Below are 26,069 nucleotides of genomic sequence, written 5' to 3'. Positions count from 1 at the left end.
GTCAGTGGGCGGGTGCAGGATGGGGGCATGGTCAGCTCCGCAGATCGGGCCCTCGACGGCTTCTCCCCCGCGACCCGCGGCTGGTTCACGGGGGCCTTCTCCGCGCCCACCGCGGCCCAGGCGGGGGCGTGGCGGGCGATCGGCGAGGGCTCGGACGTGCTGGTCGTCGCCCCCACCGGCTCCGGCAAGACGCTGGCCGCGTTCCTCGCCGCGCTGGACCGGCTGGCGTCGAGCCCGCCCCCGGCCGACCCGAAAAAGCGCTGCCGGGTGCTGTACGTGTCACCGTTCAAGGCCCTCGCGGTGGACGTGGAGCGGAACCTGCGCAGTCCGCTGACCGGAATCCGGCAGGAGTCGGTGCGCCTGGGCCTGCCCGAGCCCGAGGTCAAGGTCGGCATCCGCTCCGGCGACACCCCGCCCGCCGAGCGCCGCGCCCTGGCCACTCGCCCGCCCGACATCCTGATCACCACCCCCGAGTCGCTGTTCCTGATGCTGACGTCGGCCACGCGCGACGCGCTCACAGGCGTGGAGACGGTGATCCTGGACGAGGTGCACGCGGTGGCGGGCACCAAGCGCGGCGCCCATCTCGCGCTGTCCCTGGAGCGGCTCGACGAGCTGCTGCCGAGGCCGGCACGCCGGATCGGGCTCTCGGCGACCGTGCGCCCCGTCGACGAGGTCGCGCGCTATCTCTCCCCGCAACGCCTGGTGGAGATCGTCCAGCCCCCTTCCGGCAAGGAGTTCGACCTCTCCGTGGTCGTGCCGGTCGAGGATCTGGGCGAGCTTGGCGGCTCCCCCGTCGCCGACGGCAACGAGGGCGCGGAACGACCATCGATCTGGCCGCACGTCGAGGAGCGGATCGCCGACCTCGTCCAGGCCCACCGCTCCACGATCGTGTTCGCCAACTCCCGCCGCCTCGCGGAGCGGCTGTGCAACCGGCTCAACGAGATCGCGTACGAGCGGGCCACGGGCGAGCCCCTGGACGAGCACCACGCCCCGGCCGAGCTGATGGGCGGCTCGGGCGCGGCCCATGGGGCGCCCCCGGTCCTCGCCCGGGCCCACCACGGGTCGGTCTCCAAGGAGCAGCGCGCCCTGGTCGAGGAGGACCTCAAGGCGGGCCGGCTGCCGGCCGTGGTCGCCACCTCCAGCCTCGAACTGGGCATCGACATGGGCGCGGTGGACCTCGTCGTCCAGGTGGAGTCGCCGCCCTCGGTCGCCTCCGGCCTGCAGCGCGTGGGCCGCGCGGGACACCAGGTGGGCGCGGTCTCCACGGGCGTGGTCTTCCCCAAGTACCGCGGCGACCTGGTCCAGGCGGCGGTGGTCACCGAGCGGATGCGCAGCGGCTCCATCGAGTCCCTGCGGGTCCCCGCCAATCCCCTGGACGTACTGGCGCAGCAGATGGTCGCCATGACGTCGATGGACGCCTGGCAGTTCGACGACCTCCTCGCCACCGTCCGCCGCGCCGCGCCCTTCGCCGCGCTTCCCGAGTCCGCGTTCACGGCCGTCCTCGACATGCTCGCCGGGCGCTATCCGTCCGACGCCTTCGCGGAGCTGCGCCCGCGCGTGGTGTGGGACCGCGTCGCCGGCACGGTCACGGCACGACCGGGCGCCCAGCGCCTCGCGGTCACCTCCGGAGGCACGATCCCGGACCGCGGCCTCTTCGGGGTCTTCCTCGCGGGCTCCGACCCCAAGAAGGGCGGCGGCCGCGTCGGCGAGCTCGACGAGGAGATGGTGTACGAGTCCCGGGTCGGGGACGTCTTCACCCTCGGCACCAGCTCCTGGCGCATCGAGGACATCACCCGCGACCAGGTGCTGGTCTCCCCGGCGCCGGGCGTACCGGGCCGCCTGCCCTTCTGGAAGGGCGACCAGCTCGGCCGTCCGCTCGAACTGGGCCGCGCGGTCGGCGCTTTCCTGCGCGAGGTGGGCTCCCTGACCCGGGAGGACGCCCGGCCGCGCCTGCTGGCCGCCGGACTCGACGCCTGGGCCGCGGACAACGTCCTGTCCTACCTCGCCGAACAGCGCGAGGCCTGTGGCCACATCCCCGACGACCGCACCATCGTCGTCGAACGCTTCCGCGACGAGCTGGGCGACTGGCGGGTCGTCGTCCACTCCCCCTTCGGTGCCCAGGTCCACGCCCCCTGGGCCCTGGCGCTGGGCGCCCGCCTGTCCGAGCGGTACGGCATGGACGCCCAGGTCATGCACGCCGACGACGGCATCGTGCTGCGCCTGCCCGACGCCGACCTGATGGGCCTGGACCTGCTCGACCAGGAGCCCATGAAACCGGGCGCTCCCTTCGGCACGGCGGGCGACGCCGAGCAGGCCCCGGTCGGCGCCGCGGACATCGCCTTCGACAAGGGCGAGGTCGACCAGCTCGTCACCGACCAGGTGGGCGGCTCGGCCCTGTTCGCGTCCCGTTTCCGCGAGTGCGCCGCCCGCGCGCTCCTGCTGCCCCGCCGCAACCCCGGCAAGCGCACTCCCCTGTGGCAGCAGCGGCAGCGAGCGGCCCAGCTGCTCCAGGTCGCCAGTGAATTCGGGTCGTTCCCGATCGTCCTGGAGGCGGTCCGCGAATGCCTCCAGGACGTCTTCGACGTCCCCGGTCTCACCGAGTTGATGGGTGACATCGAGTCCCGCAAGGTCCGCCTCGTCGAGGTCACCACCCCGGAGCCCTCCCCCTTCGCCCGCTCCCTCCTCTTCGGATACGTCGCCCAGTTCCTGTACGAGGGCGACTCCCCGCTCGCCGAGCGCCGCGCCGCCGCACTGTCGCTGGACTCCCGGCTGCTGGCCGAGCTGCTGGGCCAGGCGGAGCTGCGCGAGCTGCTCGACGCCGAGGTGCTCGTCGAGCTGGAGCAGGAGCTCCAATGGCGCACCGAGGACCGGCGCGTCAAGGACGTCGAGGGCGTCGCGGACCTGTTCCGGCTCCTCGGCCCCCTCACGGACGCCGAGTTGGCGGAGCGCGGCGCCGAGCCGCAGTGGGCCCGCGAGCTCGCCGGGGCCCGCCGCGCCATCCGAGTCCGGATCGCCGGCACCGACCACTGGGCGGCGATCGAGGACGCGGGCCGCCTGCGGGACGCGCTCGGTACGGCCCTGCCGGTCGGCGTCCCGGAGGCCTTCACCGAGCCGGTCAAGGACCCGCTCGGTGACCTCCTCGCCCGGTACGCGCGCACGCACGGCCCGTTCACCTCGGCCACGGCGGCGGCCCGTTTCGGCCTGGGCGTGGCCGTGACGGACGGGGCACTCCATCGACTGGCCGCGAACGGCCGTGTCGTCCAGGGCGAATTCCATCCGGCGGGCATCGGCCAGGAGTGGTGCGACGCGGCCGTGCTGCGCCGCCTGCGCCGCCGCTCGCTGGCAGCCCTGCGGCACGAGTTGGAGCCGGTGCCGCCCGCCGCGCTCGCCCAGTTCCTGCCGCAGTGGCAGCACGTGGGCGGCGGGCACGGCCTGCGCGGCATCGACGGCCTGGTGCGCGCGATCGAGCAGTTGCAGGGTGCCTCCGTCCCCGCGTCCGCCCTGGAAAAGCTGGTCCTGCCGTCCCGGGTCGCCCACTACAGCCCCGCGATGCTCGACGAACTCACCGCCGCCGGCGAAGTCGTCTGGGCGGGCGCCGGAGCCCTCCCCGGCAAGGACGGCTGGGTCTCGCTCTACCTGGCGGACACGGCCCCGCTCCTCCTCCCGCCCCCACACCCCCTGGAGCCGACCGCGCTCCACCAGTCGGTCCTGGACACCCTCGCCGGGGGCTACGGCCTGTTCTTCCGCCAGATCGCCGACCAGGTCCGCGCGACCACCCACCCCGACGTCACCGATCCCCAACTGGCCGACGCCGTCTGGGACCTGGCCTGGTCGGGCCGGCTCACCAACGACACGCTCGCCCCCATGCGCTCCCTGCTGGGCTCGGGCCGCACGGCGGGCTCCACCGCCCACCGCGCCAAGCGCACGGTCCCGCGCGGCCGGTACGGCTCCCTGACCGCCGCCGCACGCCCCCAGTCCCGTACGGGCCCGCCCACCGTCGCGGGCCGCTGGTCCCTGCTTGCCGGCCACGAACCCGACCCCACCGTCCGCGCCCATGCCCTGGCGCGCACCCTCCTCGACCGGCACGGAGTCGTGACCCGTGGCGCGGTGGCCGCCGAGGGAGTCGAGGGCGGCTTCTCCGCCACCTACCGCGTCCTCTCCGTCTTCGAGGAGAGCGGCCAGGCCCGACGCGGCTATGTGGTCGAGGGACTGGGCGCCGCCCAGTTCGCGATGGACGGCGCGGTGGACCGGCTCCGCGCGGTGGCCAACGCCCGCGACCGGGGCGAACCCCGGCCGAGCCCCGGCTCGAACGGCTTCCCCGCCCCGCCCCGCCCCGTGATCCTGGCCGCCGCCGACCCCGCGAACGCCTACGGCGCCGCCCTCCCCTGGCCCGAGCCCCCCACCGAAGCCGGCCACAAACCGGGCCGCAAGGCAGGCTCTTTGGTCGTCCTGGTCGACGGCGAGCTGGCCCTCTACATGGAGCGCGGCGGCAAGACCCTGCTGGCCTGGCCCACCGACCAGGACGGCAGCCCCTTGGACGACCCCCGCCTGAGCCCCGCCGCCGAAGCCCTGGCCACATCAGCCCACGCCGGCTCCCTCGGCACAGTCACCGTGGAACGCGTGAACGGCGCCTCCGCCCTCACCTCCCCCTACGGCCCCCTCCTGGAAGGAGCCGGCTTCATCGCCACCCCGCGCGGCCTACGGATCCGCGCCTGAGCCCGGGTGACCGACCAGATGGGGCCGCACCCAAAAGGGGCACGGGGAACTGCGCGCCCAGCCCCCGCAACCCGCAACCCACCAAACCAACCGAACCCCCGGAGCTGTCAGGCGCCCCACCCACCACCAGCCACCCGCAACGCAACCCCAGCCACACACAGACTTATCCCCCGCCACCCGCCCCCAACCCATGCCACCCTTGACCCATGCCCGAAGGCGACACCGTCTGGCAAACGGCGGGACGACTGCACACCGCCCTCGCCGACAAGGTGCTGACCCGCTTCGACCTACGCGTACCGAAGTACGCCACGGCCGACCTCACCGGCCGTACCGTCCTGGACGTCACCCCGCGAGGCAAGCACCTCCTGACCCGGATCGAGGGCGGTCTGACCCTCCACTCGCACCTGCGGATGGACGGCTCCTGGAAGGTGTACGGCCACGGCGACCGCTGGAGCGGCGGCCCGGCGCACCAGATCCGCGCGATCCTGGGAACCGCCGGCCGAACGGCCGTCGGCTACCGGCTCCCGGTCCTGGAGCTGCTCCGCACGACCGACGAACACCGCGTCGTCGGCCACCTGGGCCCCGACCTGCTGGGCCCGGACTGGGACCCCGACCGCGCCCTCGCCAACCTCCTGAGCGCCCCCGCGCGCCCCCTCGGCGAGGCCCTCCTCGACCAGCGCAACCTCGCCGGCATCGGCAATGTCTACAAGAGCGAGCTCTGCTTCCTGCTCCGGGTCACTCCCTGGCTCCCCGTGGGCGCCCTCCCCGAAGACAGCGCCGCCCGGCTGCCCACCCTCGCCAAGAAGCTCCTCGAAGCCAACCGCGACCGCCCGGTCCGCAGCATCACGGGCCACCGCCACCACGACCTCTTCGTGTACGGCCGGGCTCCACGCCCCTGCCTGCGCTGCGGCACCTCCGTCCGCGCGGCCGATCAGGGCGACGGCTCCCGCGAGCGCCCCACCTACTGGTGCCCCACCTGCCAGTCGGGCCCGGCCCCGGCCCCGGGCACTCTCCGAGCAGCCCGCCCCCGCCCCCGCGCGAACCCCCGCACAACTAATTGACGACCCGTCAGAAATGCTCGTACCGTCGCTTCATGCCCATCCTCGCGTACGACCTCACCGGCCGCACCGCGTTCGTCACCGGCGCCGGCAGTGGTATCGGGCGCGCGTCGGCCGTGCTGCTCGCCGAGGCGGGCGCCACCGTGCACTGCGCGGACCGTGACGCGCAGGGCCTGCACGAGACCGCGACGCTGATCAAGGCCAGGAGCGGCACCGCGCACACCCACCACCTCGACGTGACCGACCGCACACAGCTCGCGGCGGCGGTGGCCACCTGCGAGCGGCTCCATGTGATGGCCGCGATCGCCGGGATCATGCACACCAGCCCGGTGCTGGAAACCCGGGAGGAGGATCTCGACCGGGTGTGGAGCGTCAACTTCAAGGGCGTGCTGTACGCCTGCCAGGAAGCCGCCCGCCGGATGATCGCCGACGGGACCCCGGGCTCCATCGTGACCATGGCCTCCGGCGCCGTCGACACCGGCGGCCCGGGCCTGCTCTGCTACGGCGTGACCAAGGCGGCGGTGGTCCAGCTGACGAAGACCCTGGCGACCGAGGCCGGCCCGCACGGCATCCGCGTCAACGCGGTGGCGCCCGGCTGGATCCGTACCCCCATGACCGACCGCCACGACAACGAGGCGCAGGCGCGGACGGAGTCCTTCATGGCCCGGCTTTCACCGCTGGGCCGGGTCGGCGAGCCCGAGGACATCGCACACGCCGTGCTGCACCTCGCCTCCGACGCCTCAGCCTTCACCACGGGCCAGATCATCCGCCCGAACGGCGGGGTGGCCATGCCATGGTGATCACCGCCCGGAGCCCCCTGCCCCGGCCGGATCAACCGCACTCGCCCACCCCGCCCTTCGCGCCCCCTGGTACGCCCGCCGCGCCCCCAGACACGCCCCCCGGCCGTCCCAGCCCCCGTCCCTTCGGCACGCAGTGCACAGGCAGGAGGCTCAGCCCCCACCCACCGGCCGCGACAGCCCCCTCCACCGCACCGGCGTCCGGCGCCAGCGCAAGCCGCAGCACACCCCACCACCACAGCGCACCAAGCCCCAGAACCGCCCCCCAGCGGACTATTCGCATGGCCGCCACCTCCAGGCCTCCGGGCCCCCAGAACGACGCTAGACGGCTCCCGGCCCGGCCGGAGAGGGCGCACCACCGGCACAGGGACGCACGCCCCACTCACACGGACCGCGCCCACAGGGCGCACGATGCGCCCGGCAGCCACACACCGCCCTCCCCACGCCCCCGCCGCACCCCACACTCACCCGCGGGGCACCACACCACGACCCGACAGCGCATCCGCAGGCGCTACACGTTCTCCGCCTGGAACATCCAGTGATGCTTCTCAAGATCCGCCGTGACCCCGATGAAAATGTCCTGACTCACCGGATCCGCCTCCGCGGTGCTCTCCACCCGCGTCCGCATCCGGGTGATCACGGCGCCGAGCCCGTCCACCAGGCTCCCCACCGCGTCCGTGTCCTTGACCCAGCCGTCGGGGATCTTGCCGATACCGCTGCTGCCGGCCACTGTCCCGGCCCGCCCGTCCGGCGAGACGCCCAGCGTGGCGGCACGCTCGGCGACCGTGTCGGAGTGCAGCCGGGCGGTGTCCACGACCTCGTCCAGCTGGAGGTGGACGGAGCGGAAGCGCGGCCCGACCACGTTCCAGTGGATCTGCTTGGCCACGAGGGAGAGGTCGACGAGATCGACCAGTGCACCCTGCAGCGCCTCGGACACCGTCCTGAGATCGGCCTCGGACAGCGGGCTCTTCACCACGGACATCAGCACGCTCCGGTTCTTGATACGAACGTACGACTCTGCACGGCCGCACGAACGAACGAATCGCGCGCACGCCCCCGATCCCGCCCCTCCACCATGACCGCACACCACCACCCCGGCAAACCGGAGCCCCCGACACCCGATCCGCCCAAAACGCCCCACCCAGCACGCTCACCCCGCGTCGCCGATCCCACACCGCCGCCCCGAGCAACGCAAAAGCCCCGGCCGACACCCCAGGTCTCCCTGAAGGCCCCGGCCGGGGCTCCCGCTTCGCTTCTACTTCATCGGCGTGCGCCGAACCTCACGCACGCCAGGCGGCGCTCACGCCGCCACGACGTCCACCGCTTCGGCGGGCGCCTTGATCGTGACCCGCTCCGGCGGCACACCGGCCACCGACACGGAGTTGAGCATGGGTCGGCGCACTGGTGCTGGCACCGGCTCGGTGGCTGCTGCGGACTGGGCCAGCTCGGCAAGGGCGAGCTCGTCGCTCACCTCTCGCATGAGCTCGGACATCCGTACGTCCAGCGCGTCGCAAATGGCGGAGAGCAGCTCGGAAGAAGCCTCCTTCTGCCCCCGCTCCACCTCGGAGAGATAGCCGAGTGAGACTCGGGCGGACGAGGAGACTTCGCGCAGAGTACGGCCCTGGCGCTGGCGCTGCCGACGCAGCACGTCACCAAGCAGGCGACGGAGCAGAATCATCGGTGGCTCCCTCCTCGGACCGCGTAGCCGCATCCTTCACGCCCCACCGTACCGCCTTGCGCTGCGGCCGTGCGGGGAGCGCTGTTGTGTTCACTCAGGGCTGCAAACATCAAGTCCCCCCGTTCTGTTCCGTATCCTGTGCCCGCTCATTTCCGGTCTGTTCGCCCGCAAGCTCTTCAAGAAGCAGTGCGAGTACGCTCCGTACACTCTCCATACGGATTTCCGTCCGGCCGCCGTTCAACCGCAGCGACGACACTTTCCCGCCACCGAATGCGCCGGAATCCGCTGTGGAGGGCCCGGCGACAGCCACATGGACCGTGCCGACGGGGCGGCCGTCCTGTTCTTCCGGGCCTGCGACGCCAGTGGTCGAAATTCCCCAGTCGGCGCCGAGCGCCTTGCGTACGCCGTCCGCCATCTGGGCCGCGACCTGCGCGTCCACCGCTCCGCGCTGGTCCAGGAGGGTCGCGTCGACGCCCAGCAGCTGCTGCTTCAGCTCGGTGGCGTACGCGGTGACAGAGCCACGGAAGGCGTTGGAGGCCCCCGGGACCGCGGTGATCGCGGCCGCGACCAGACCGCCGGTCAGCGATTCCGCGACGGCCAGCGTCTCGCCCCTCACCGCCAGTAGTCGCAGCACGTCGGCGGCCGTGGAGGTCAACGTTCCGCCCCCTCCGCCGCCGCCTCGCGCTCGGCGATTCCGCTCCGTCGCAGCACAATGGCCTGTCTCACATAGTCGAGCCCGGTGACGACGGTCAGGACGACCGCCACAGCCATCACCCACCACCTCAGGGTGGCCAGCGGCCCCTCCATCACCAGGACGTACATCCCGACCGCGGTGCCCTGGGCGAGGGTCTTCAGCTTGCCGCCCCGGCTCGCTGGAATGACTCCGTACCGGATGACGATGAAACGCAGGAGGGTGATCCCGATTTCCCGGCCGAGGATGACCCCCGTCACCCACCACGGCAGATCGCCGAGGGAGGACAGGCAGATCAGCGCGGCACCCATGATCGCCTTGTCGGCGATGGGGTCGGCGATCTTCCCGAAGTCGGTGACGAGGTCGTACGTCCGGGCCAGGTGGCCGTCGAAGATGTCGGTGATCATGGCGACGGCGAAGGCGGCCCAGGCCCAGGCCCGCCAGACCGGGTCGTACCCGCCGTCCATGAGCATCAGCACGACGAAGCCCGGTACGAGGACCAGACGGACCATGGTCAGGATGTTCGCGATGTTCCAGAGGCTGGCCTGGTTGACGGCGGCAGCGCCGAGCTTCCCGCCGCGCACGGACTTCGGGTCTCCGACATTGCGCGGGGCGCCGGGAACGCCGGAAGCACTCGTCGCGCCCTTGGCGCCGGAGGTGCCGCCCGCCGCGGATGCCGGGGCTCCCGTCATCTGGCCGCCTCCTCAGTACACACGAGGGAGCCGAGCGAGCCCGGAAGCACCTCGGCCACCAGGTCGACGCCCTCCGTGCCGACCACCTTCGCCTCGACCATAAGGCCGACGGTCAACTCCTCGCCGCTCGTGAACAACACCTGACCGTCCGTCTCGGGCGCCTGGTGCGCGGCCCGGCCGTACGCGCCCTCGTCGCCGTCGACCGACTCGACCAGCACGCGCACGGTCTCTCCGACGCGCTCCTCGGCGCGCTGCGAGACCAGCTCCTCGGCCAGCCGCGAGACCCGCGCGAGCCGCTCGGCGACCACGTCCTCGTCGAGCTTGCCGTCGTACGTCGCCGCTTCGGTGCCCTCCTCGTCGGAGTACCCGAAGACGCCGATGGCGTCCAGTCGCGCGCCGTTCAGGAACCGCTCCAGCTCCGCGAGGTCGTCCTCGGTCTCGCCGGGGAAGCCCACGATGAAGTTGGACCGCACGCCGGCCTCGGGGGACTTGCCGCGGATGGTGTCGAGCAGCTCCAGGAAGCGGTCGGTGTCGCCGAAGCGGCGCATCGAGCGGAGCACTGCGGGCGCCGAGTGCTGGAAGGACAGGTCGAAGTAGGGCACGACCTTGGGCGTGGAGGTGAGCACGTCGATGAGGCCGGGCCGCATCTCGGCGGGCTGGAGGTAGCTCACGCGCACCCGCTCGATGCCGTCGACCTCGGCGAGCTCGGGCAGCAACGACTCCAGCAGCCGGATGTCGCCCAGGTCCTTGCCGTACGAGGTGTTGTTCTCGGAGACCAGCATGACCTCCTTGACGCCCTGCTCGGCCAGCCACCGCGTCTCGTTCAGCACGTCCGAGGGCCGGCGCGAGATGAAGGAGCCGCGGAAGGAGGGGATGGCGCAGAAGGAGCAGCGGCGGTCGCAGCCGGAGGCGAGCTTCACGGAGGCGACGGGCGAGCCGTCCAGGCGGCGGCGCAGCGGTGAGCGCGGCCCGGAGGCCGGAGCGAGGCCGTCCGGAAGGTCGAGCGGTCCGTGTCCTGGCAGCGCGACCTCGGCCGCCGACTCCTGGCGCTCGGCCGGGCTGATCGGCAGCAGCTTGCGCCGGTCGCGCGGGGTGTGCGAGGCGTGGATGCCGCCGTTCAGGATGGTCTGGAGGCGGTCGGAGATGTCCACGTAGTCGTCGAAGCCGAGTACGCCGTCGGCCTCGGGCAGCGCCTCGGCCAACTCCTTGCCGTACCGCTCCGCCATGCAGCCGACCGCCACGACGGCCTGGGTTCTGCCACGGCCCTTGAGGTCGTTGGCCTCCAGGAGCGCGTCGACGGAGTCCTTCTTGGCGGCTTCGACGAAGCCACAGGTGTTGACGACCGCGACGTCCGCGGCCTCGGCGTCCTCGACGAGCTCCCAGCCGTCCGCCTCCAAGCGGCCTGCGAGCTCCTCCGAGTCCACCTCGTTACGGGCGCAGCCAAGAGTGACGAGTGCGACGGTACGGCGTTCAGGCATGGGCTCAAGAGTACTTCGTCCCACTGACAGCCCACGTCGACGGGGTTGGCCGATCTTGGCCAACCCCGTACCCGCGTTTCCCTTTGAGTCGTCTGTGCGCTCAGCCGACCTCGGGGTCGCCCTTCGTGTAGGTCAGGCGCTCGACCTGACCGGGCTGGAAGTCGTCCTTGATCTGCTTGCCGTTGACGTAGAGCTGGACGGCTCCGGCGTCACCGAGGACGAGGTCGATCTTGGAGCTGTCCTGGAAGGTCTTGGACTCACCTTGCTTGAGCAGGCCGTCCCAGAGGAGCCGGCCGTTGTGGTCCTTGGCGGAGATCCAGCTGCGGCCGTCGGCGGCGCTGACCTGGACGGTCACCTTGTCGCGGGGCGCGGCCGCGATGGCGCTGTCGGTCGGGTCCGGCTTCGGGTCGGCGTCGGGCTTGTCGGCCTTGGGCGTGGGCGAGGCGGGCTTGCTGGTGGTCGGCGTGGAACCCTCGGCGACCTGCGTGGTGCCGCCGTCCTCGTCGCCGCCGTTGAACGCGGTGAAGCCGACGAAGCCGATCACCGCGACGATCGCGGCGACCATGGCGGCGGTCCAGTTGGGGCCGCGCCGCTCGGGGCGGATCCGCTCCGCCTCGAACAGCGGGGCCGCCGGCGTCGGCGCGGGCCGTCCGCCGTGGGCGTCGTCGTACTGCGCGAGCAGCGGGACGGGATCGATGCGCACCGCGCGCGCGATGGTGCGGAGGTGGCCGCGGGCGTAGACGTCGCCACCGCAGGGGGCGAAGTCGTCCTGCTCGATCGCGTGCACGATGGCGATGCGGACCCGGGTGGCATTGCTGACGTCGTCGACGGTCAGCCCGGCCGCGATGCGTGCCTGCTGGAGGGCACGACCGATCGAGGGGCGTTCCGCCGAGGGTTCGTCACGGTCGTCTTCGAACGGACGCTTGTCTTCGGGGAAATTGCCGTCAGGGGAGTTGCCGATGGACACGGGGGCGCCTTTCGAGCGTGTAGCCACCTGTGCTGGAGGTTCAGTCTAGGGGGGGTACGAAAGGGTGGGGCAACCGGGCGGTGGGACTTTGTACGCCATCAGAATGGCCGGTCATCCTGCTGGTGGTGACGGTGGGGCACGGGACTGCCCCTCCTCCAACTTGACGTGCGACGAAGGGAAACGGTTGCTCACCATTTCCTTACGGGTGAGTCACGTTCGAATACCCGGATGCCGCAATCCCATCCGCGTTCAGTCCGCCGGGCAACCGTATTTCCCCGAACGGGGAACCCTCGTGCGCCCCCGTCGCGTCCCTGCGTCCCTCCTACGCCTCAGTCTCCCCCCGGATCACCGCCAGCACGCCGTCCAGTTCGTCGGGTTTCACGAGAACGTCACGCGCCTTGGAGCCCTCGCTCGGCCCCACGATGCCCCGGGACTCCATGAGGTCCATCAGCCGCCCGGCCTTGGCGAAGCCGACGCGCAGCTTGCGCTGGAGCATGGAGGTCGAGCCGAACTGGGTGGAGACGACCAGTTCGGCCGCCTGGCACAGCAGGTCGAGGTCGTCGCCGATCTCCTCGTCGATCTCCTTCTTCTGCTTGGTGCCCACGGTGACGTCGTCCCGGAAGACGGGCGCCATCTGGTCCTTGCAGTGCTGGACGATCGCCGCGACCTCGTCCTCGGTCACGAAGGCGCCCTGCATACGGGTCGGCTTGTTCGCCCCCATCGGCAGGAACAGTCCGTCGCCCTTGCCGATCAGCTTCTCGGCGCCGGGCTGGTCGAGGATGACGCGCGAGTCGGCGAGCGAGGAGGTGGCGAAGGCGAGCCGCGAGGGCACGTTCGCCTTGATCAGACCGGTGACGACGTCCACCGACGGCCGCTGCGTGGCGAGCACCAGGTGGATGCCGGCCGCGCGCGCGAGCTGCGTGATGCGCACGATCGCGTCCTCGACGTCCCGCGGCGCGACCATCATCAGGTCGGCCAGCTCATCCACGATCACCAGCAGGTACGGGTACGGGGACAGCTCGCGCTCGCTGCCCTCGGGCAGCTTGACCTTGCCGTTCCTGATGGCCTCGTTGAAGTCGTCGATGTGCCGGTAGCCGAAGGCCGCCAGGTCGTCGTAGCGCAGGTCCATCTCGCGCACGACCCACTGGAGCGCCTCGGCGGCCCGCTTGGGATTGGTGATGATCGGCGTGATGAGGTGCGGGATGCCCTCATAGGCGGTCAGCTCGACGCGCTTGGGGTCGACGAGGACCATGCGGACGTCCTCGGGGGTCGCGCGGACCATGACCGAGGTGATCAGGCAGTTGATGCACGACGATTTACCGGAGCCGGTCGCACCTGCGACGAGCACATGCGGCATCTTCGCCAGGTTGGCCATCACATAGCCGCCCTCGACGTCCTTGCCGAGCGCCACCAGCATCGGGTGGTCGTCCTCGGCCGCGTCCGCGAGGCGCAGTACGTCGCCGAGGTTGACCATCTCGCGGTCGGTGTTGGGGATCTCGATGCCGACGGCCGACTTGCCGGGGATCGGGCTGATGATCCGTACGTCCGGGCTGGCGACGGCGTACGCGATGTTCTTGGTCAGCGCGGTGATCCGCTCGACCTTCACAGCCGGGCCCAGCTCGACCTCGTAGCGCGTGACCGTCGGGCCGCGGGTGAAGCCGGTGACGGAGGCGTCGACCTTGAACTCGGTGAAGACGTTCGTGAGCGAGGCGACGACGGCGTCGTTGGCGGCGCTGCGCGTCTTGCCGGGGCCGCCTCGCTCCAGGAGGTCGAGTGAAGGCAGGGAGTAGGTGATGTCGCCGGAGAGCTGGAGTTGTTCGGCGCGCGGCGGCAGGTCCCGGGGCGCGTCGGGGGCCTGCTTGGTGAGGTCCGGCACCAGGACGTCCTGCCTGGCGCCCTTGGGCGGCCTGGTGTCCGGGGGTTCCTGCTTGGGCGTCCGGGAGCGCGCGGCCGGGACGGGGGGGGTCTCCTCACGGTCTCCCACGCTCACCCCCTGGGTGAGGTCGGCGACCACCGGGGAGGGCGGCATCCCGTGCAGCACGGCCCCGTCGAGCGCGGCAGCGGCGGCCGCGGCGACGTCCACGGCGTCCATCGGCCGGTTCGGGTCGGGCTGCCGTACGGCGGAGCGCCTCGGGCGGCGCCGGATGAGGGCCTCCTGCTCGGCGCCGTCGGGGTCGTACGACTCGGGGGCGGAACCGCGCCTGCGGCGGCGCGCGGGCAGCGCTTCGCGCCACTGCTCGTCGTAGCGGGCGTCGTCCTCGCCGTACTCCTCGTCGCCGTACTCGCTGTCGGCCGCGACGATGCCCAGCTTCTGCCCGAGCAGCCGCAGCCGCTGCGGGATCGCGTTGACCGGTGTCGCGGTGACGACGAGCAGCCCGAAGACGGTGAGCAGCACGAGCATCGCCACGGCGAGGGCCTCGCCCATGGTGTACGTCAGCGGCGTGGCCGTGCTCCAGCCGATGAGCCCGCCGGCGTCCCTTATCGCCTGCATGCCCGCGCTGCGGGCGGGCGACCCGCAGGCGATGTGGACCTGACCGAGCACGCCGATGACGAGCGCGGACAGGCCGATGACGATCCGGCCGTTGGCGTCGGGCTGCTCGGGGTGCCGGATGAACCGTACGGCGATGACCGCGAGCAGTATCGGCACGAGCAGGTCGAGCCGACCGAAGGCACCGGTCACCAGCATCTCGACGAGATCACCGACCGGGCCGCGCAGGTTGGACCAGGTACCGGCGGCGACGATCAGGGCGAGGGCGAGCAGCAGCAGCGCGACACCATCCTTGCGATGCGCCGGGTCGAGATTCTTCGCGCCCTGCCCTATGCCGCGGAAGACGGCGCCGACGGCGTGCGCGGCACCGAGCCAGACGGCGCGTACGAGCTTGTACACGCCCCCGGTCGGATTGGGCGCCGGCTTAGGAGGGGCCGCTTTCTTCGCCGCAGCCTTCTTGGCGGGTGCCTTCTTGGCTGCGGCTTTCTTCGCGGGGGCCTTCTTCGCCGGAGCCTTCGTCGGAGCGGCCGCCTTCTTCGCGGGCGGCTTCTTCGCTGCGGACTGACGTGAGGCCATGAGTGTGAGGTTACCGGTGGAGGCCACAGCCGACACGTGTGCCTACTGCTTCACCCGTTCGTGTCGCATACCTCAAGTCCCGAAACTGACGGGTGTGACAGAACCTCGTGCCGGACACCCGCACACCCGCGTACCGGATCCGCCCTCCACAACTCGACCCGGGGCGAGGCCACTTCCGCGACCCGGCCCCGCTGCGGGACGTCCTCAGTTCTGCGACGGCACCGAGGCGGGTCCGCCCGTGCCCGGCTCCAGCGCGTCCAGCGCCCTGCGCAGGCCCGTGAGTTTGCGTTCCAGATGGGCCGCCGTGGCCACCGCGGCCGCGTCCGCAGAGTCGTCGTCCAGCTGTTTGGAGAGGGCCTCGGCCTGCTCCTCGACCGCCGCGAGCCGTGCGGACAGCTCGGCGAGAATGCCGCCGGAGGGCTCCTTGGAACCGCCCGCCGTACCCTTACCGCCGCCCTCCAACTGGAGCCTCAGCAGCGCCGCCTGCTCCCTGAGCTGGCAGTTCTTCATGTACAGCTCGACGAAAACGGAAACTTTCGCGCGCAGCACCCACGGGTCGAACGGCTTCGAGATGTAGTCGACCGCACCTGCCGCATACCCACGGAACGTGTGGTGCGGACCGTGGTTGATGGCGGTGAGAAAGATGATCGGGATGTCCCGGGTCCGTTCCCGCCGCTTGATGTGCGCGGCGGTCTCGAATCCGTCCATGCCCGGCATCTGGACGTCCAGCAGAATGACCGCGAAGTCATCCGTCAACAGCGCCTTGAGCGCTTCCTCCCCGGACGATGCCCGCACCAGTGTCTGATCGAGCGCGGAGAGGATGGCCTCCAGCGCCAACAGATTCTCCGGCCGGTCATCGACCAGGAGGATCTTGGCCTTCTGCACCATGGCCCGCCCTCCTCGCCCCGGCTTGGGGCCTCCCCTGTCCGAAGGACTCGACGTGACACCGCTCGGCGTCACCCCAGGGGACGACTCCCTCGCGCCACCCGTCCTTGTGCCGGTCATCGTAGCCGCACCCCGCCTGTCGCCACACCCTGTCACCGTGATGTCACTGTGCTCGTAGCAGAAACGCGGCAGGGGACCAGAAGGTTCCCCGAATCCCGCGTTTCTACACGGCCCCGGCCACCCTCAGTCAGCAACTCCGCGCGCCGCCCGCCGGGTTGTGACCGCCTGGTGCGCCTCCTGTCACTCACTCCGCATCCATTGCTCCATGACCGCCAGCAGATGATCCGGATCGACCGGCTTCGTCACGTAGTCGGAGGCGCCCGAGTCGATCGCCTTCTCCCGGTCGCCCTTCATCGCCTTGGCCGTGAGCGCGATGATCGGCAGTCCGGCGAACTGGGGCATCCGGCGAATCGCCGTCGTCGTGGCGTATCCATCCATCTCGGGCATCATGATGTCCATCAGAACGACCGTCACATCGTCGTGCTGCTCCAGGACCTCGATGCCCTCCCGGCCGTTCTCGGCGTACAGCACGGACAGACCGTGCTGCTCCAGGACACTGGTGAGCGCGAAGACATTGCGGATGTCGTCGTCGACGATGAGCACCTTCTCACCGTCGAAACGGACGGTCCTGCGCGCCGGCACCGCCTCCTGAGCGGCCTGCTGTGCCCAGTGCTCCTGACCGCTCTGGGTGCCCTGCCCCGTCAACAGGGAGGGAGAGGCCGCCGACACGGCCCTGCGGCGTCGCCGGAAGAGCGCGGCGGCCCCGTTCTGCGTCTCGCGGTACGACTTCACCTCGGCCGGCGTCTCGGCCGCCCCGGCGCGCTCGTGCTCGGACGCCAGCAGCTCGCCGGCCTCCAGCGCGGCGGGCGCGTTGTGCGCATAGCCCTGCGGGGGCAGTTCGCTCGGGTGCAGCGGCAAATAGAGGGTGAAGGTGGAGCCACGGCTCGGTTCGCTCTGCGCGTGGATCTCGCCGCCCAGCAGCCGGGCGATCTCCCGCGAGATGGACAGCCCCAGGCCCGTACCGCCGTACTTGCGGCTGGTGGTGCCGTCCGCCTGCTTGAACGCCTCGAAGATCACCCGCATCTTGCTGGCCGCGATGCCGATGCCTGTGTCCGTCACCGAGAACGCGATCATGGGGGCGTCCGCGTCGCGCAGCGAGCCCGCCTCCAGCAACTGCTCCCTGATGGCCACCGGCACATCCGCGCTCGCCGGCCGGATGACCAGCTCGACGGCCCCGGAGTCGGTGAACTTCACCGCGTTGGACAGCAGGTTCCGCAGCACCTGCAACAGCCGCTGTTCGTCCGTGTGCAGCGTGGCGGGCAGCTCCGGCGAGACCCGCACGGAGAAGTCGAGGCCCTTCTCCGCGGTCAGCGGCCGGAAGGTGGCCTCCACGTAGTCGACCAGCTGGACCAGCGCGATACGGGTCGGCGAGACGTCCATCTTGCCGGCCTCGACCTTCGACAGATCGAGGATGTCGTTGATCAGCTGAAGCAGGTCGGAACCCGCCCCGTGGATCGTCTCGGCGAACTCGACCTGCTTGGGCGTCAGGTTCGACTCGGCGTTGTCGGCGAGCAGCTTCGCGAGGATCAGCAGCGAGTTGAGCGGGGTGCGCAGCTCGTGCGACATGTTCGCCAGGAACTCGCTCTTGTAGCGCATGGAGACCGCGAGCTGCTCGGCTCGCTCCTCCAGGACTTGCCGCGCCTCCTCGATCTCGGTGTTCTTGACCTCGATGTCGCGGTTCTGCCGGGCCAGCAACTCGGCCTTCTCCTCCAGTTCGGCGTTGGACGCCTGGAGGGCCTTCTGCCGGTTCTCCAACTCGTCGGACCGCTCGCGCAGTTGCTCGGTCAGCTCCTGCGACTGCTTCAGCAGCACCTCGGTCTTGGTGTTGACGGAGATGGTGTTGACGCTGGTCGCGATCATCTCGGCGATCTGGTTCAGGAAGTCCTTCTGGATCTGCGTGAACGAGTTGAAGGACGCCAGCTCGATGACACCGAGCACCTGCCCCTCGAAGAGCACCGGGAGCACGATGACCTGCGCGGGCGGCGCCTCACCGAGCCCGGAGGAGATCTTCAGATAGCCGCTCGGCGCGTTCTCCACCAGGATCGTGCGCTTCTCCTTCGCGGCCGTCCCGACCAGCGCCTCGCCGGGCCGGAACGACGTCGGCATGGAGCCCATGGAGTAGCCGTACGAGCCGAGCATGCGCAGCTCGTACCGGTCCTCGTCGCCCTGGGCCAGGTCCTTGCCGTCGACCAGCGGCAGCGCGAGGAAGAACGCGCCGTGCTGCGCGGAGACCACCGGCGTCAGCTCGCTCATGATCAGCGAGGCAACGTCGGCGAGGTCCCGGCGGCCCTGCATCAGGGCGGAGATACGGGCGAGGTTGCCCTTGAGCCAGTCCTGCTCCTGGTTGGCGATCGTCGTGTCGCGCAGGTTGGCGATCATCTTGTTGATGTAGTCCTGCAACTCCTTGATCTCGCCGGACGCGTCGACGTCGATCTTCAGGTTCAGGTCGCCCCGGGTCACCGCGGTGGCCACGCGCGCGATGGCGCGCACCTGCCGGGTCAGGTTCCCGGCCATCTCGTTCACCGACTCGGTGAGGTCGCGCCAGGTGCCGTCGACGTCGCGAACCCGCGCCAGACCGCCCAGCTGCCCCTCGGTGCCCACCTCGCGGGCCACGCGGGTGACCTCCTCTGCGAAGGAGGACAGCTGGTCGACCATCGTGTTGATGGTGGTCTTCAGCTCCAGGATCTCGCCGCGCGCGTCGATGTCGATCTTCTTGGTCAGGTCGCCCTTGGCGATGGCGGTCGTGACCATCGCGATGTTGCGGACCTGGCCGGTGAGGTTGGACGCCATCGAGTTCACGGACTCGGTGAGGTCCTTCCACGTGCCCGCCACACCCGGTACGTGCGCCTGCCCTCCGAGGATGCCGTCGGTGCCCACCTCGCGGGCCACCTTGGTGACCTGGTCGGCGAACGAACTCAGCGTCTTCACCATGCTGTTGAACGTGTCGGCGAGTTCCGCGACCTCGCCGCGCGCCTCGATCGTCACCGTACGGGTCAGGTCGCCGTTGGCGACGGCTGCCGCGACCTGGGAGATGTTCCGCACCTGCATGGTCAGGTTCTTGGCCATCAGGTTGACGTTGTCGGTGAGGTCCTTCCAGATGCCCGTGACGCCCGACGCATGCGCCTGACCGCCCAGGATGCCCTCGGTGCCCACCTCGCGGGCCACCCGGGTCACCTGCTCGGCGAAGGACGACAGCTGGTCGACCATCGTGTTGACGGTGGTGACGAGTTCGAGGATCTCGCCCTTCGCGTCGACAGTGATCTTCTTCGACAGGTCGCCCTTGGCGACCGCGGTCGTGACCTCGGCGATCTGACGCACCTGAATCGTCAGGTTGTTCGCCATGAAGTTCACCGACTGCGTGAGGTCCTTCCAGGTGCCGGAGACGCCCTGCACCTCGGCCTGACCGCCGAGCTGGCCCTCCGTGCCCACCTCGCGCGCGACCCTGGTGACCTCCTCCGCGAACGACGACAGCTGGTCCACCATCGTGTTCAGCGTGTTCTTCAGCTCCAGGATCTCGCCGCGCGCATCCACGGTGATCTTCTGGGACAGGTCGCCGCGGGCCACCGCCGTGGCGACCTGCGCGATGTTCCGCACCTGGCCGGTGAGGTTGCCGGCCATGCCGTTCACGGACTCCGTGAGGTCGCGCCACACACCGGCGACGCCGGGCACCTGCGCCTGACCGCCGAGGCGGCCCTCCGTGCCCACGTCCCGGGCGACCCGGGTCACCTGGTCGGCGAAGGAGGACAACTGGTCGACCATCGTGTTGATGGTGTTCTTCAGCTCCAGGATCTCGCCGCGAGCGTCGACGTCGATCTTCTGGGACAGGTCACCCCGCGCCACGGCCGTCGTCACCTGCGCGATGTTCCTCACCTGTCCGGTGAGGTTGGACGCCATCGAGTTGACGGAGTCGGTGAGTTCCTTCCATGTGCCGGACACACCGTCCACACGGGCCTGACCGCCGAGGCGGCCCTCCGTGCCCACGTCCCGGGCCATCCGGGTCACCTGGTCGGCGAACGACGACAGCTGGTCCACCATCGTGTTCACGGTGTTCTTCAGTTCGAGCATCTCGCCCGCGACATCGACGGTGACCTTCTGCGAGAGGTCGCCGTTGGCCACGGCCGTCGTCACCGCCGCGATGTTCCTCACCTGTCCGGTGAGATTCCGGAACGCGGTGTTGACGGAGTCCGTCAGGTCCTTCCATGTACCGGCCGCGCCCGGCACCTGCGCCTGACCGCCCAGCCGGCCCTCGGCACCGACCTCATTGGCCACCCGAGTCACTTCGGCACCGAAGTAGGAGAGCTGGTCCACCATTCCGTTGACGGTGTTCTTCAGCTCCAGCATCTCGCCGGCCACGTCCACGGTGACCTTCTGCGAGAGGTCGCCGTCAGCCACGGCCGTCGTCACGGCCGCGATGTCCCGCACCTGAATGGTCAGGTTCCGGAAGACCGTGTTCACCGAATCGGTGAGGTCCTTCCACGTCCCCGCCGCACCCGGCACCTGCGCCTGACCACCCAGCCGGCCCTCGGCACCGACCTCGTTCGCCACCCGCGTGACCTCGTCGGCGAAGATCCGCAGTGTCTCTGTCATCTGGTTGATGGTCTCGGCGAGCTTGGCGACCTCGCCACGCGCGGGGACGGTCACCTTCTGCGACAGGTCACCGTTGGCGACCGCGGTGGTGACCTGGGCGATCCCCCGTACCTGGGCGGTGAGATTGCCGGCCATGGTGTTCACCGAATCGGTGAGTTCCTTCCACACACCGGCCACACCCGGCACCTCGGCCTGACCGCCGAGCTGCCCGTCGGTGCCCACCTCACGGGCGACTCGCGTCACCTCGGAGGAGAAGGCGGAGAGCTGGTCGACCATCGTGTTGACGGTCTCCTTGAGCTCCAGCATCTCACCGGCCACGTGAACCGTGACTTTCCGGGACAAGTCACCCTTGGCGACCGCGGTCGTCACCAGCGCGATGTCCCTCACCTGTGCGGTGAGCCGATACGCCATCGTGTTGACGGACTCCGTCAGGTCCTTCCACGAACCCGACATCCCCCGCACCTTGGCCTGCCCGCCCAGCTTGCCCTCGGTGCCCACCTCGCTGGCCACCCGGGTGACCTCGTCGGTGAACGTCGACAGCTGGTCGACCAGGTTGTTGACCGTACGACCGACCTTCAGGAACTCCCCGCGCAGCGGATGCCCGGTCCCGTCCGGCGCCTGTGACCGCAGCTCCATACGCGGCGACAGATCGCCCTCCGCGACCGCCGACAGCACCCGGCTGACCTCGGAGACAGGCCGTACGAGGTCGTCGACCAGCGCGTTCGACGCCTCGACGGCAGTCGCCCAGGACCCCTCGGCGGCACCCGTCTCCAGCCGCTCGGTGAGCTTGCCCTCCCGACCGACCACGCGCCGCACCCGCGACAACTCACCGGTCAGATGCAGATTCCGGTCCGCCACCTCGTTGAAGACCGCGGCGATCTCGGACATGACACCGTCACCCGAGACCGTCAGACGCTTGCGGAAGTTGCCGTCCCGCATCGCCTCCAGCGCCGTGAGCAGCCGGTTCAGGGCCGCCGTGTCCACGGTCGTGGTCCCGTTGTTCGGTTTACGAGATTTGCGCTGCTCGTTCAGGGACTGTCCGCCTTTCGCGCGCGCCTTAGTGCCCCGCGTCGCTGCGCCAGACTCCACTGTGTCCCTCCCGCAAGGGTCGACCGTTCCTGCTGGGCGTACTTCGCCTTGTTCGAACGCTTCGTACTACACACACTGTGCATACTTCTCACACTGCTCGTACCACTCGTACTACTTCGTACTCGGATACTTCTGCTCGGCGGACCAGGTGCCACTCCCCGGCGCACGGGGAAGATACTCGGCCGTGGCCGGCCTTCTCCCGGAAGCCTGCCCAGTGTTTCACCATGGCTGAACCAGGCCATAACAGTTCGGCAGCTTCGCACACGGTCCGCACACCTCCGGACGGAAAGACAGACGACCGGCATCCGTATGGACGGCGAAGGTAAGTAACCTTGCATGCGGCTGTCCAGCCATGCCGGTTCCGTACGGCCTGGGCGGTGGCGCACGAGCACAGTGGGCAGGCATCGGAGGGGCGGCCGCACCATGACCACCGGACTGCATCCTGGGGAAGCCCCCCGGGACCCCAGGCCGACGGAGAAACAGTCTCTGCCGCGGCAGGAGGCCGGCCGCGGGTCCCCGCACGTCGAGAACCGGACAAGGAGTGCTGTGATCACCGCGCGCGCGGCCGCCAGTTTCGCCCCCGTCTCGCGATCCGTCGCGACCGCCCGCTCGTTCGTCCGCGACACCCTCCAGGGCTGGGGGTTCGCCGACATCGTCGACGACGCCGTGGTCCTCACCAGCGAGCTGGTCACCAACGCGGTCATCCACGCGGGCACCTCCGCCGACGTCCTCTGCCTGCGCGCGGAGGACGGCGTCCGCGTCGAGGTCGCCGACAGATACCCCGAGCGCGAGATCCCACTCCAGTCCAGCCCCGTCAACATGGGCAGCCCGGACCGCGAGGGCGGCCGCGGCCTCCAGCTGTGCGCGGCGATGGCCACCCGCTGGGGTGTCGAGTACACATCCACCCACAAGCAGGTCTGGTTCCAACTCGATCTCCCCGACCGCCCGGTGGGCACCCGCACGGCCGGCCCGGCCCTCCCCGCCGACCTGCTGCCCCTCGCCGACGGCCGGGTCCGCGTCGCAGTCGTCCAGATCGACCGCTCGGCCGCGATCAGCGCCTGGAACGAGGACGCCGAGGAACTCTTCGGCTACGCCCCCGACCACGTCATCGGCAAGCCCCTCACCGACCTCGCCGCCTGGCCGCACACCCCCGGCACCAGCACCGGCGTCGCCGAGGCACTCCAACTCTCCCGCTGGGAGGGCAGTTACGGCATCCGCGGCGCCAACGGCCGCGTGACCCCGGTCTACGCCTCCCACCTCCGGGTACGCGACACGGCCGGCGAACCCTCCACGGTCTGCCTTCTCGTACGGGACCACGAGCGCGCCGTCCTCCAGACCCCGATCCGCGTCTCGGCCGGCGACACCTCCGGCTCCGGCGAGGGCCAGGCCACGGACCCCTTCGAGGTCTTCATCGGCTCCCCGGCCCCGGACGACCTCGACGGCCTCCTCCAGCGCACGGTCGAGCGCGCCCGCGACATGCTCGACGGCGACTCCGCCTTCCTGCTCCTGGCCACCGACGACGAGACCGAGCTGGAGGTGCGGGCCTCGACCGGCCTCCCCTCGGCCCGCCAGCGCTTCGCCCGCGTCCCCGTGGAGGTCGGCCCCGGCCGCTACAGCTCGGCCCGCATGCCCGCCGTCCACGACGACCTCACGGCCGTCCCCGGCGCCGTACCGCTGCTGAACGGCACGGGAATGCGTTCGGTCGTCACGGTCCCCCTCAAGGTCGAGGGCCGCCTCACAGGCTCCCTGGGCGTCGCCGCCGAGTCCCAGGGCCGGTACTCCAACGAGGAGGCCCTGCGCCTCCAGTTCGCCGCCGACCGCATCGCCCTCGCCGTCGAGTCGGCCCGCCTGGGCGAGCTGGAACGGCTGCGCCGAGGCTCCCTGTCGTTCCTCGTCGAGGCCTCCGACCTCCTCGCGGGCACCCTGGACCGCGACCAGACCCTGGCCCTGATGGCCCAGATGACGATCCCGACCCTCGCCACCTGGTGCGCGGTCTACACGATCGCCGACCAGGCCTCGGACCCGTACCTCAGTTACGTCCTGCACGAGGACGAGGACCTCATCGACGGCCTCAAGGCCCTCCTCGTCAAGATCCCCCCGCCGGAACCGATCCCCACTCCGGGTGCCCGCGTCTGGACGGCGCCCGCCGAGGCGGCCCACCAGGCGGCCCTGCGCACCTCGATGCGCAGCCTGGGCCTCGGTGAACCCGCCACAGTCAGCTCGGGCATCGGCACGACGCTGGCGACGGCCTCGGCGGTGGGCGGCGAGACGGTCGTGCTCCCGCTCGTGGCCCGCAACCGCGTCATCGGCATGCTGACCCTCGGCAAGCCCACGGACGAGCACTTCCGCCAGGAGATCCTGGAGTTGGCGGAGGACCTCTCCCGCCGGGCCGCCCTCGCCCTGGACAACGCCCGCCTGTACTCGGAGCGCGTGGCCATCAGCCAGTCCCTCCAACGCAGCCTCCTGCCGCCCGAGCTCCCCCAGATCGACGGCGTCGAGGTCGAGGTCATCTATCGCGCGGCCGGCGAGGGCAACGAGGTCGGCGGCGACTTCTACGACCTGTTCCCCATCCGCGACGGCGCGTACGGCTTCGCCATCGGCGACGTCTGCGGCACCGGCCCGGAAGCCGCCGCGGTCACCGGCCTGGCCCGCCACGCCCTGCGCCTGCTGGCCCGCGAGGGTTACGGCGGCCCCGCGGTCCTGGAGCGCCTCAACTCCGCGATCATCGACGAGGGGGCCCGCAGCCGCTTCCTGACGCTCCTCTACGGCGAGTTGTGGCCCCAGGAGGACGGCAGCGCCGTACTGAAGGTGGTCTGCGCCGGCCATCCGCTCCCCCTGCGTCTCCGCCAGGACGGCACGGTCGAACCCGCCGCCGAACCGCAGGCCCTCCTCGGCGTCATGGAGGATCTGGAGCTCTACGAGCAGACGGTCACCCTTGACCCCGGCGACGTCCTCCTCTGTGTCACGGACGGGGTCACCGAACGCCGGGAAGGCACCCGCATGTTGGGCGACGACGGCCTCACCGAGGTCCTCACCAACTGCACGGGCCTCACGGCGGGCGCGGTCGCGGCCCGCGTCATGCGCGCGGTCGAGCGCTTCGCCTCCGACGCCCCGTCCGACGACATGGCCATCCTGGCGATGCGCGTACCGGGCGTCTAGAAGAAGTGGGAGCTCCGGGCCTGCGGGCCCGGGGCATGCGAAAGGCCCCCGCCCACCAGGGCGGAGGCCTTCTCTGCTTGAGCCCCCAAACGGAATCGAACCGTTGACCTTCTCCTTACCATGGAGACGCTCTACCGACTGAGCTATAGGGGCCTGTCACCCGTTTGAGGTTTCCCTCGCGGCAACGAGGTAGATCATACCCTGAATCGCAGACCGCTTCGAACCGCCCAACAGCGCACCCGCAAGGTCCACGCGCCCCCGAGTTGAACCGCGCACCAGAATCTGCCCCTGGTCATCGCTGAGGGTGCGGGACACCAGCCTAGAAAGCCGGCTGCAGCAGTCCGCCGAGCGCATTGCAGGCGGACACCAGCCGATGCAACTCCCGCCGCGACATCGCACCGCCGATGGGCAGCGCCAGCGTCTCGTCGGCGGCCCGCTCGGTCTCCGGCAGACACACGTCCCGCCGGAACCCCGGCGTGCGGTGCACGGGCGTCTTCACCGGCACGCCGCACTCCACTCCCTTGGCCCGCACAGCCCGCGCGAAGGCGTCCCGGTCCGGCCGCCCATTGCCGGGCACCCGTACGACGTACTGCTGGAAGGTGTGCCCGTCACCGCCCTCGGGAGTCCGTACGCCCTTCAGCTTGGCGCTGAGATACGCGGCCCGCTGCCGACGCTCCCCCACCTCGCTGTACGGCGTCTCCGACTCTCCCTGCTCCAGCACCAACAGCCCGTGCCGCTGCCCTACTTGATGCAGCGCCGCGATGGCAGCCGACCGACCGAAGCGGTGCACGACGAGGACAGCCGCCGTCCGTGACGTGACCGCGGCTTCGACAGCCGAGGCGTCCAGGCAGTATGTCGCCGGATCTATGTCGGCGAACACCGGCAGCGCGCCTGTCAGGCTCACCGCCTGAGCGACCTCCGGGTTCCCGAATGCCGGCACGACCACCTCGTCACCGGCGCCGACACCCGCGGCCCTGAGCATTCCAACGGTACCCATGGCGCGGATCCTGCTCGCACAACGTGAACTCCCGGTGACGCACAACAAAAAAGAGCTGGTCCCCGAACCGAAATTCGGGGACCAGCTCTAT

At 70.6% G+C, this 26,069-nt stretch carries 14 protein-coding genes and 1 tRNA gene; 4 read left to right on the top strand and 11 right to left on the bottom strand.

The features are described from left to right. Nucleotides 1-27: 27 nt before the first annotated feature. The 3 genes from I8N67_RS06415 (at nt 28) to I8N67_RS06405 (ending at nt 6,574) form a co-directional block, all read left to right on the top strand. Nucleotides 28-4,716 (top strand): Lhr family ATP-dependent helicase, encoded by a 4,689-nt coding sequence (locus I8N67_RS06415; protein ID WP_200301599.1) that lies wholly within the window; start codon nt 28-30, stop codon nt 4,714-4,716. A gap of 206 nt (nt 4,717-4,922) precedes the next feature. Continuing rightward, nucleotides 4,923-5,777, top strand: coding sequence for an Fpg/Nei family DNA glycosylase (locus tag I8N67_RS06410; protein ID WP_200301598.1), 855 nt, complete (start codon nt 4,923-4,925; stop codon nt 5,775-5,777). 32 nt (nt 5,778-5,809) lie between these two features. After that, nucleotides 5,810-6,574, top strand: coding sequence for an SDR family NAD(P)-dependent oxidoreductase (locus I8N67_RS06405; RefSeq protein WP_200301597.1), 765 nt, complete (start codon nt 5,810-5,812; stop codon nt 6,572-6,574). A 508-nt stretch (nt 6,575-7,082) separates the two neighbouring features. Here I8N67_RS06405 and I8N67_RS06400 read toward each other — a convergent pair. From I8N67_RS06400 to I8N67_RS06360, 9 genes are all read right to left on the bottom strand, one after another. Continuing rightward, nucleotides 7,083-7,553, bottom strand: a complete 471-nt coding sequence (locus tag I8N67_RS06400; RefSeq protein WP_200301708.1) for a Dps family protein — start codon at nt 7,551-7,553, stop codon at nt 7,083-7,085. Nucleotides 7,554-7,871: 318 nt separating this feature from the next. Then, complete coding sequence (locus I8N67_RS06395; protein ID WP_005481441.1) at nt 7,872-8,249, bottom strand: helix-turn-helix domain-containing protein; 378 nt, start codon at nt 8,247-8,249, stop codon at nt 7,872-7,874. 109 nt (nt 8,250-8,358) lie between these two features. Further along, the gene (locus I8N67_RS06390; protein ID WP_200301596.1) at nt 8,359-8,904 is read right to left on the bottom strand and encodes a CinA family protein; all 546 of its coding nucleotides are present in this window, start codon (nt 8,902-8,904) and stop codon (nt 8,359-8,361) included. Next, complete coding sequence (gene pgsA, locus I8N67_RS06385) at nt 8,901-9,632, bottom strand: CDP-diacylglycerol--glycerol-3-phosphate 3-phosphatidyltransferase (protein ID WP_200301595.1); 732 nt, start codon at nt 9,630-9,632, stop codon at nt 8,901-8,903. The genes I8N67_RS06390 and pgsA overlap by 4 nt, the downstream gene beginning before the upstream one ends. Further along, the gene (rimO, locus tag I8N67_RS06380) at nt 9,629-11,110 is read right to left on the bottom strand and encodes a 30S ribosomal protein S12 methylthiotransferase RimO (RefSeq protein ID WP_200301594.1); all 1,482 of its coding nucleotides are present in this window, start codon (nt 11,108-11,110) and stop codon (nt 9,629-9,631) included. Before rimO ends, pgsA begins: the two co-directional genes overlap by 4 nt. A 100-nt stretch (nt 11,111-11,210) precedes the next feature. Beyond that, nucleotides 11,211-12,077 carry a helix-turn-helix domain-containing protein gene (locus tag I8N67_RS06375; RefSeq protein WP_200301593.1) on the bottom strand — a complete coding sequence of 289 codons (867 nt, stop codon included), beginning with the start codon at nt 12,075-12,077 and terminating at the stop codon, nt 11,211-11,213. 322 nt (nt 12,078-12,399) lie between these two features. Next, the gene (locus tag I8N67_RS06370) at nt 12,400-15,141 is read right to left on the bottom strand and encodes an FtsK/SpoIIIE family DNA translocase (RefSeq protein WP_200301592.1); all 2,742 of its coding nucleotides are present in this window, start codon (nt 15,139-15,141) and stop codon (nt 12,400-12,402) included. 204 nt (nt 15,142-15,345) lie between these two features. Beyond that, entirely contained in the window at nt 15,346-16,029 is a 684-nt protein-coding gene (locus I8N67_RS06365) for a response regulator (RefSeq protein ID WP_200301591.1), read from the bottom strand. Nucleotides 16,030-16,326: 297 nt separating this feature from the next. Next, on the bottom strand, nt 16,327-21,822 hold the full coding sequence (locus tag I8N67_RS06360; RefSeq protein WP_200301590.1) for a HAMP domain-containing protein: 5,496 nt from the start codon (nt 21,820-21,822) through the stop codon (nt 16,327-16,329). Nucleotides 21,823-22,245: 423 nt separating this feature from the next. Here I8N67_RS06360 and I8N67_RS06355 point away from each other — a divergent pair, with 423 nt between their 5' ends. Beyond that, complete coding sequence (locus I8N67_RS06355) at nt 22,246-24,981, top strand: SpoIIE family protein phosphatase (RefSeq protein WP_200301589.1); 2,736 nt, start codon at nt 22,246-22,248, stop codon at nt 24,979-24,981. 80 nt (nt 24,982-25,061) lie between these two features. On the opposite strand, the gene I8N67_RS06350 is transcribed toward I8N67_RS06355, so the two are convergent. Together I8N67_RS06350 and I8N67_RS06345 are read right to left on the bottom strand one after the other, a co-directional pair. After that, nucleotides 25,062-25,134 (bottom strand) — tRNA-Thr (locus I8N67_RS06350). A gap of 166 nt (nt 25,135-25,300) precedes the next feature. Next, nucleotides 25,301-25,963 carry a DegT/DnrJ/EryC1/StrS family aminotransferase gene (locus tag I8N67_RS06345; RefSeq protein WP_200301707.1) on the bottom strand — a complete coding sequence of 221 codons (663 nt, stop codon included), beginning with the start codon at nt 25,961-25,963 and terminating at the stop codon, nt 25,301-25,303. Between the last annotated feature and the right edge of the window lie 106 nt (nt 25,964-26,069).

Origin of the sequence: Streptomyces adelaidensis (assembly GCF_016598475.1) — a bacterium.
GTDB classification, from domain to species: domain Bacteria; phylum Actinomycetota; class Actinomycetes; order Streptomycetales; family Streptomycetaceae; genus Streptomyces; species Streptomyces adelaidensis.
This window is presented reverse-complemented; position numbering and strand designations above follow the sequence as displayed.

Coding starts and splice junctions, on each gene's coding strand:
- I8N67_RS06415 (WP_200301599.1), top strand. CDS start 28: ATGGTCAGCTCCGCAGATCGGGCCCTCGACGGCTTCTCCCCCGCGACC.
- I8N67_RS06410 (WP_200301598.1), top strand. CDS start 4,923: ATGCCCGAAGGCGACACCGTCTGGCAAACGGCGGGACGACTGCACACC.
- I8N67_RS06405 (WP_200301597.1), top strand. CDS start 5,810: ATGCCCATCCTCGCGTACGACCTCACCGGCCGCACCGCGTTCGTCACC.
- I8N67_RS06400 (WP_200301708.1), bottom strand. CDS start 7,553: ATGTCCGTGGTGAAGAGCCCGCTGTCCGAGGCCGATCTCAGGACGGTG.
- I8N67_RS06395 (WP_005481441.1), bottom strand. CDS start 8,249: ATGATTCTGCTCCGTCGCCTGCTTGGTGACGTGCTGCGTCGGCAGCGC.
- pgsA (WP_200301595.1), bottom strand. CDS start 9,632: ATGACGGGAGCCCCGGCATCCGCGGCGGGCGGCACCTCCGGCGCCAAG.
- rimO (WP_200301594.1), bottom strand. CDS start 11,110: ATGCCTGAACGCCGTACCGTCGCACTCGTCACTCTTGGCTGCGCCCGT.
- I8N67_RS06370 (WP_200301592.1), bottom strand. CDS start 15,141: ATGGCCTCACGTCAGTCCGCAGCGAAGAAGCCGCCCGCGAAGAAGGCG.
- I8N67_RS06365 (WP_200301591.1), bottom strand. CDS start 16,029: ATGGTGCAGAAGGCCAAGATCCTCCTGGTCGATGACCGGCCGGAGAAT.
- I8N67_RS06355 (WP_200301589.1), top strand. CDS start 22,246: ATGACCACCGGACTGCATCCTGGGGAAGCCCCCCGGGACCCCAGGCCG.
- I8N67_RS06345 (WP_200301707.1), bottom strand. CDS start 25,963: ATGCTCAGGGCCGCGGGTGTCGGCGCCGGTGACGAGGTGGTCGTGCCG.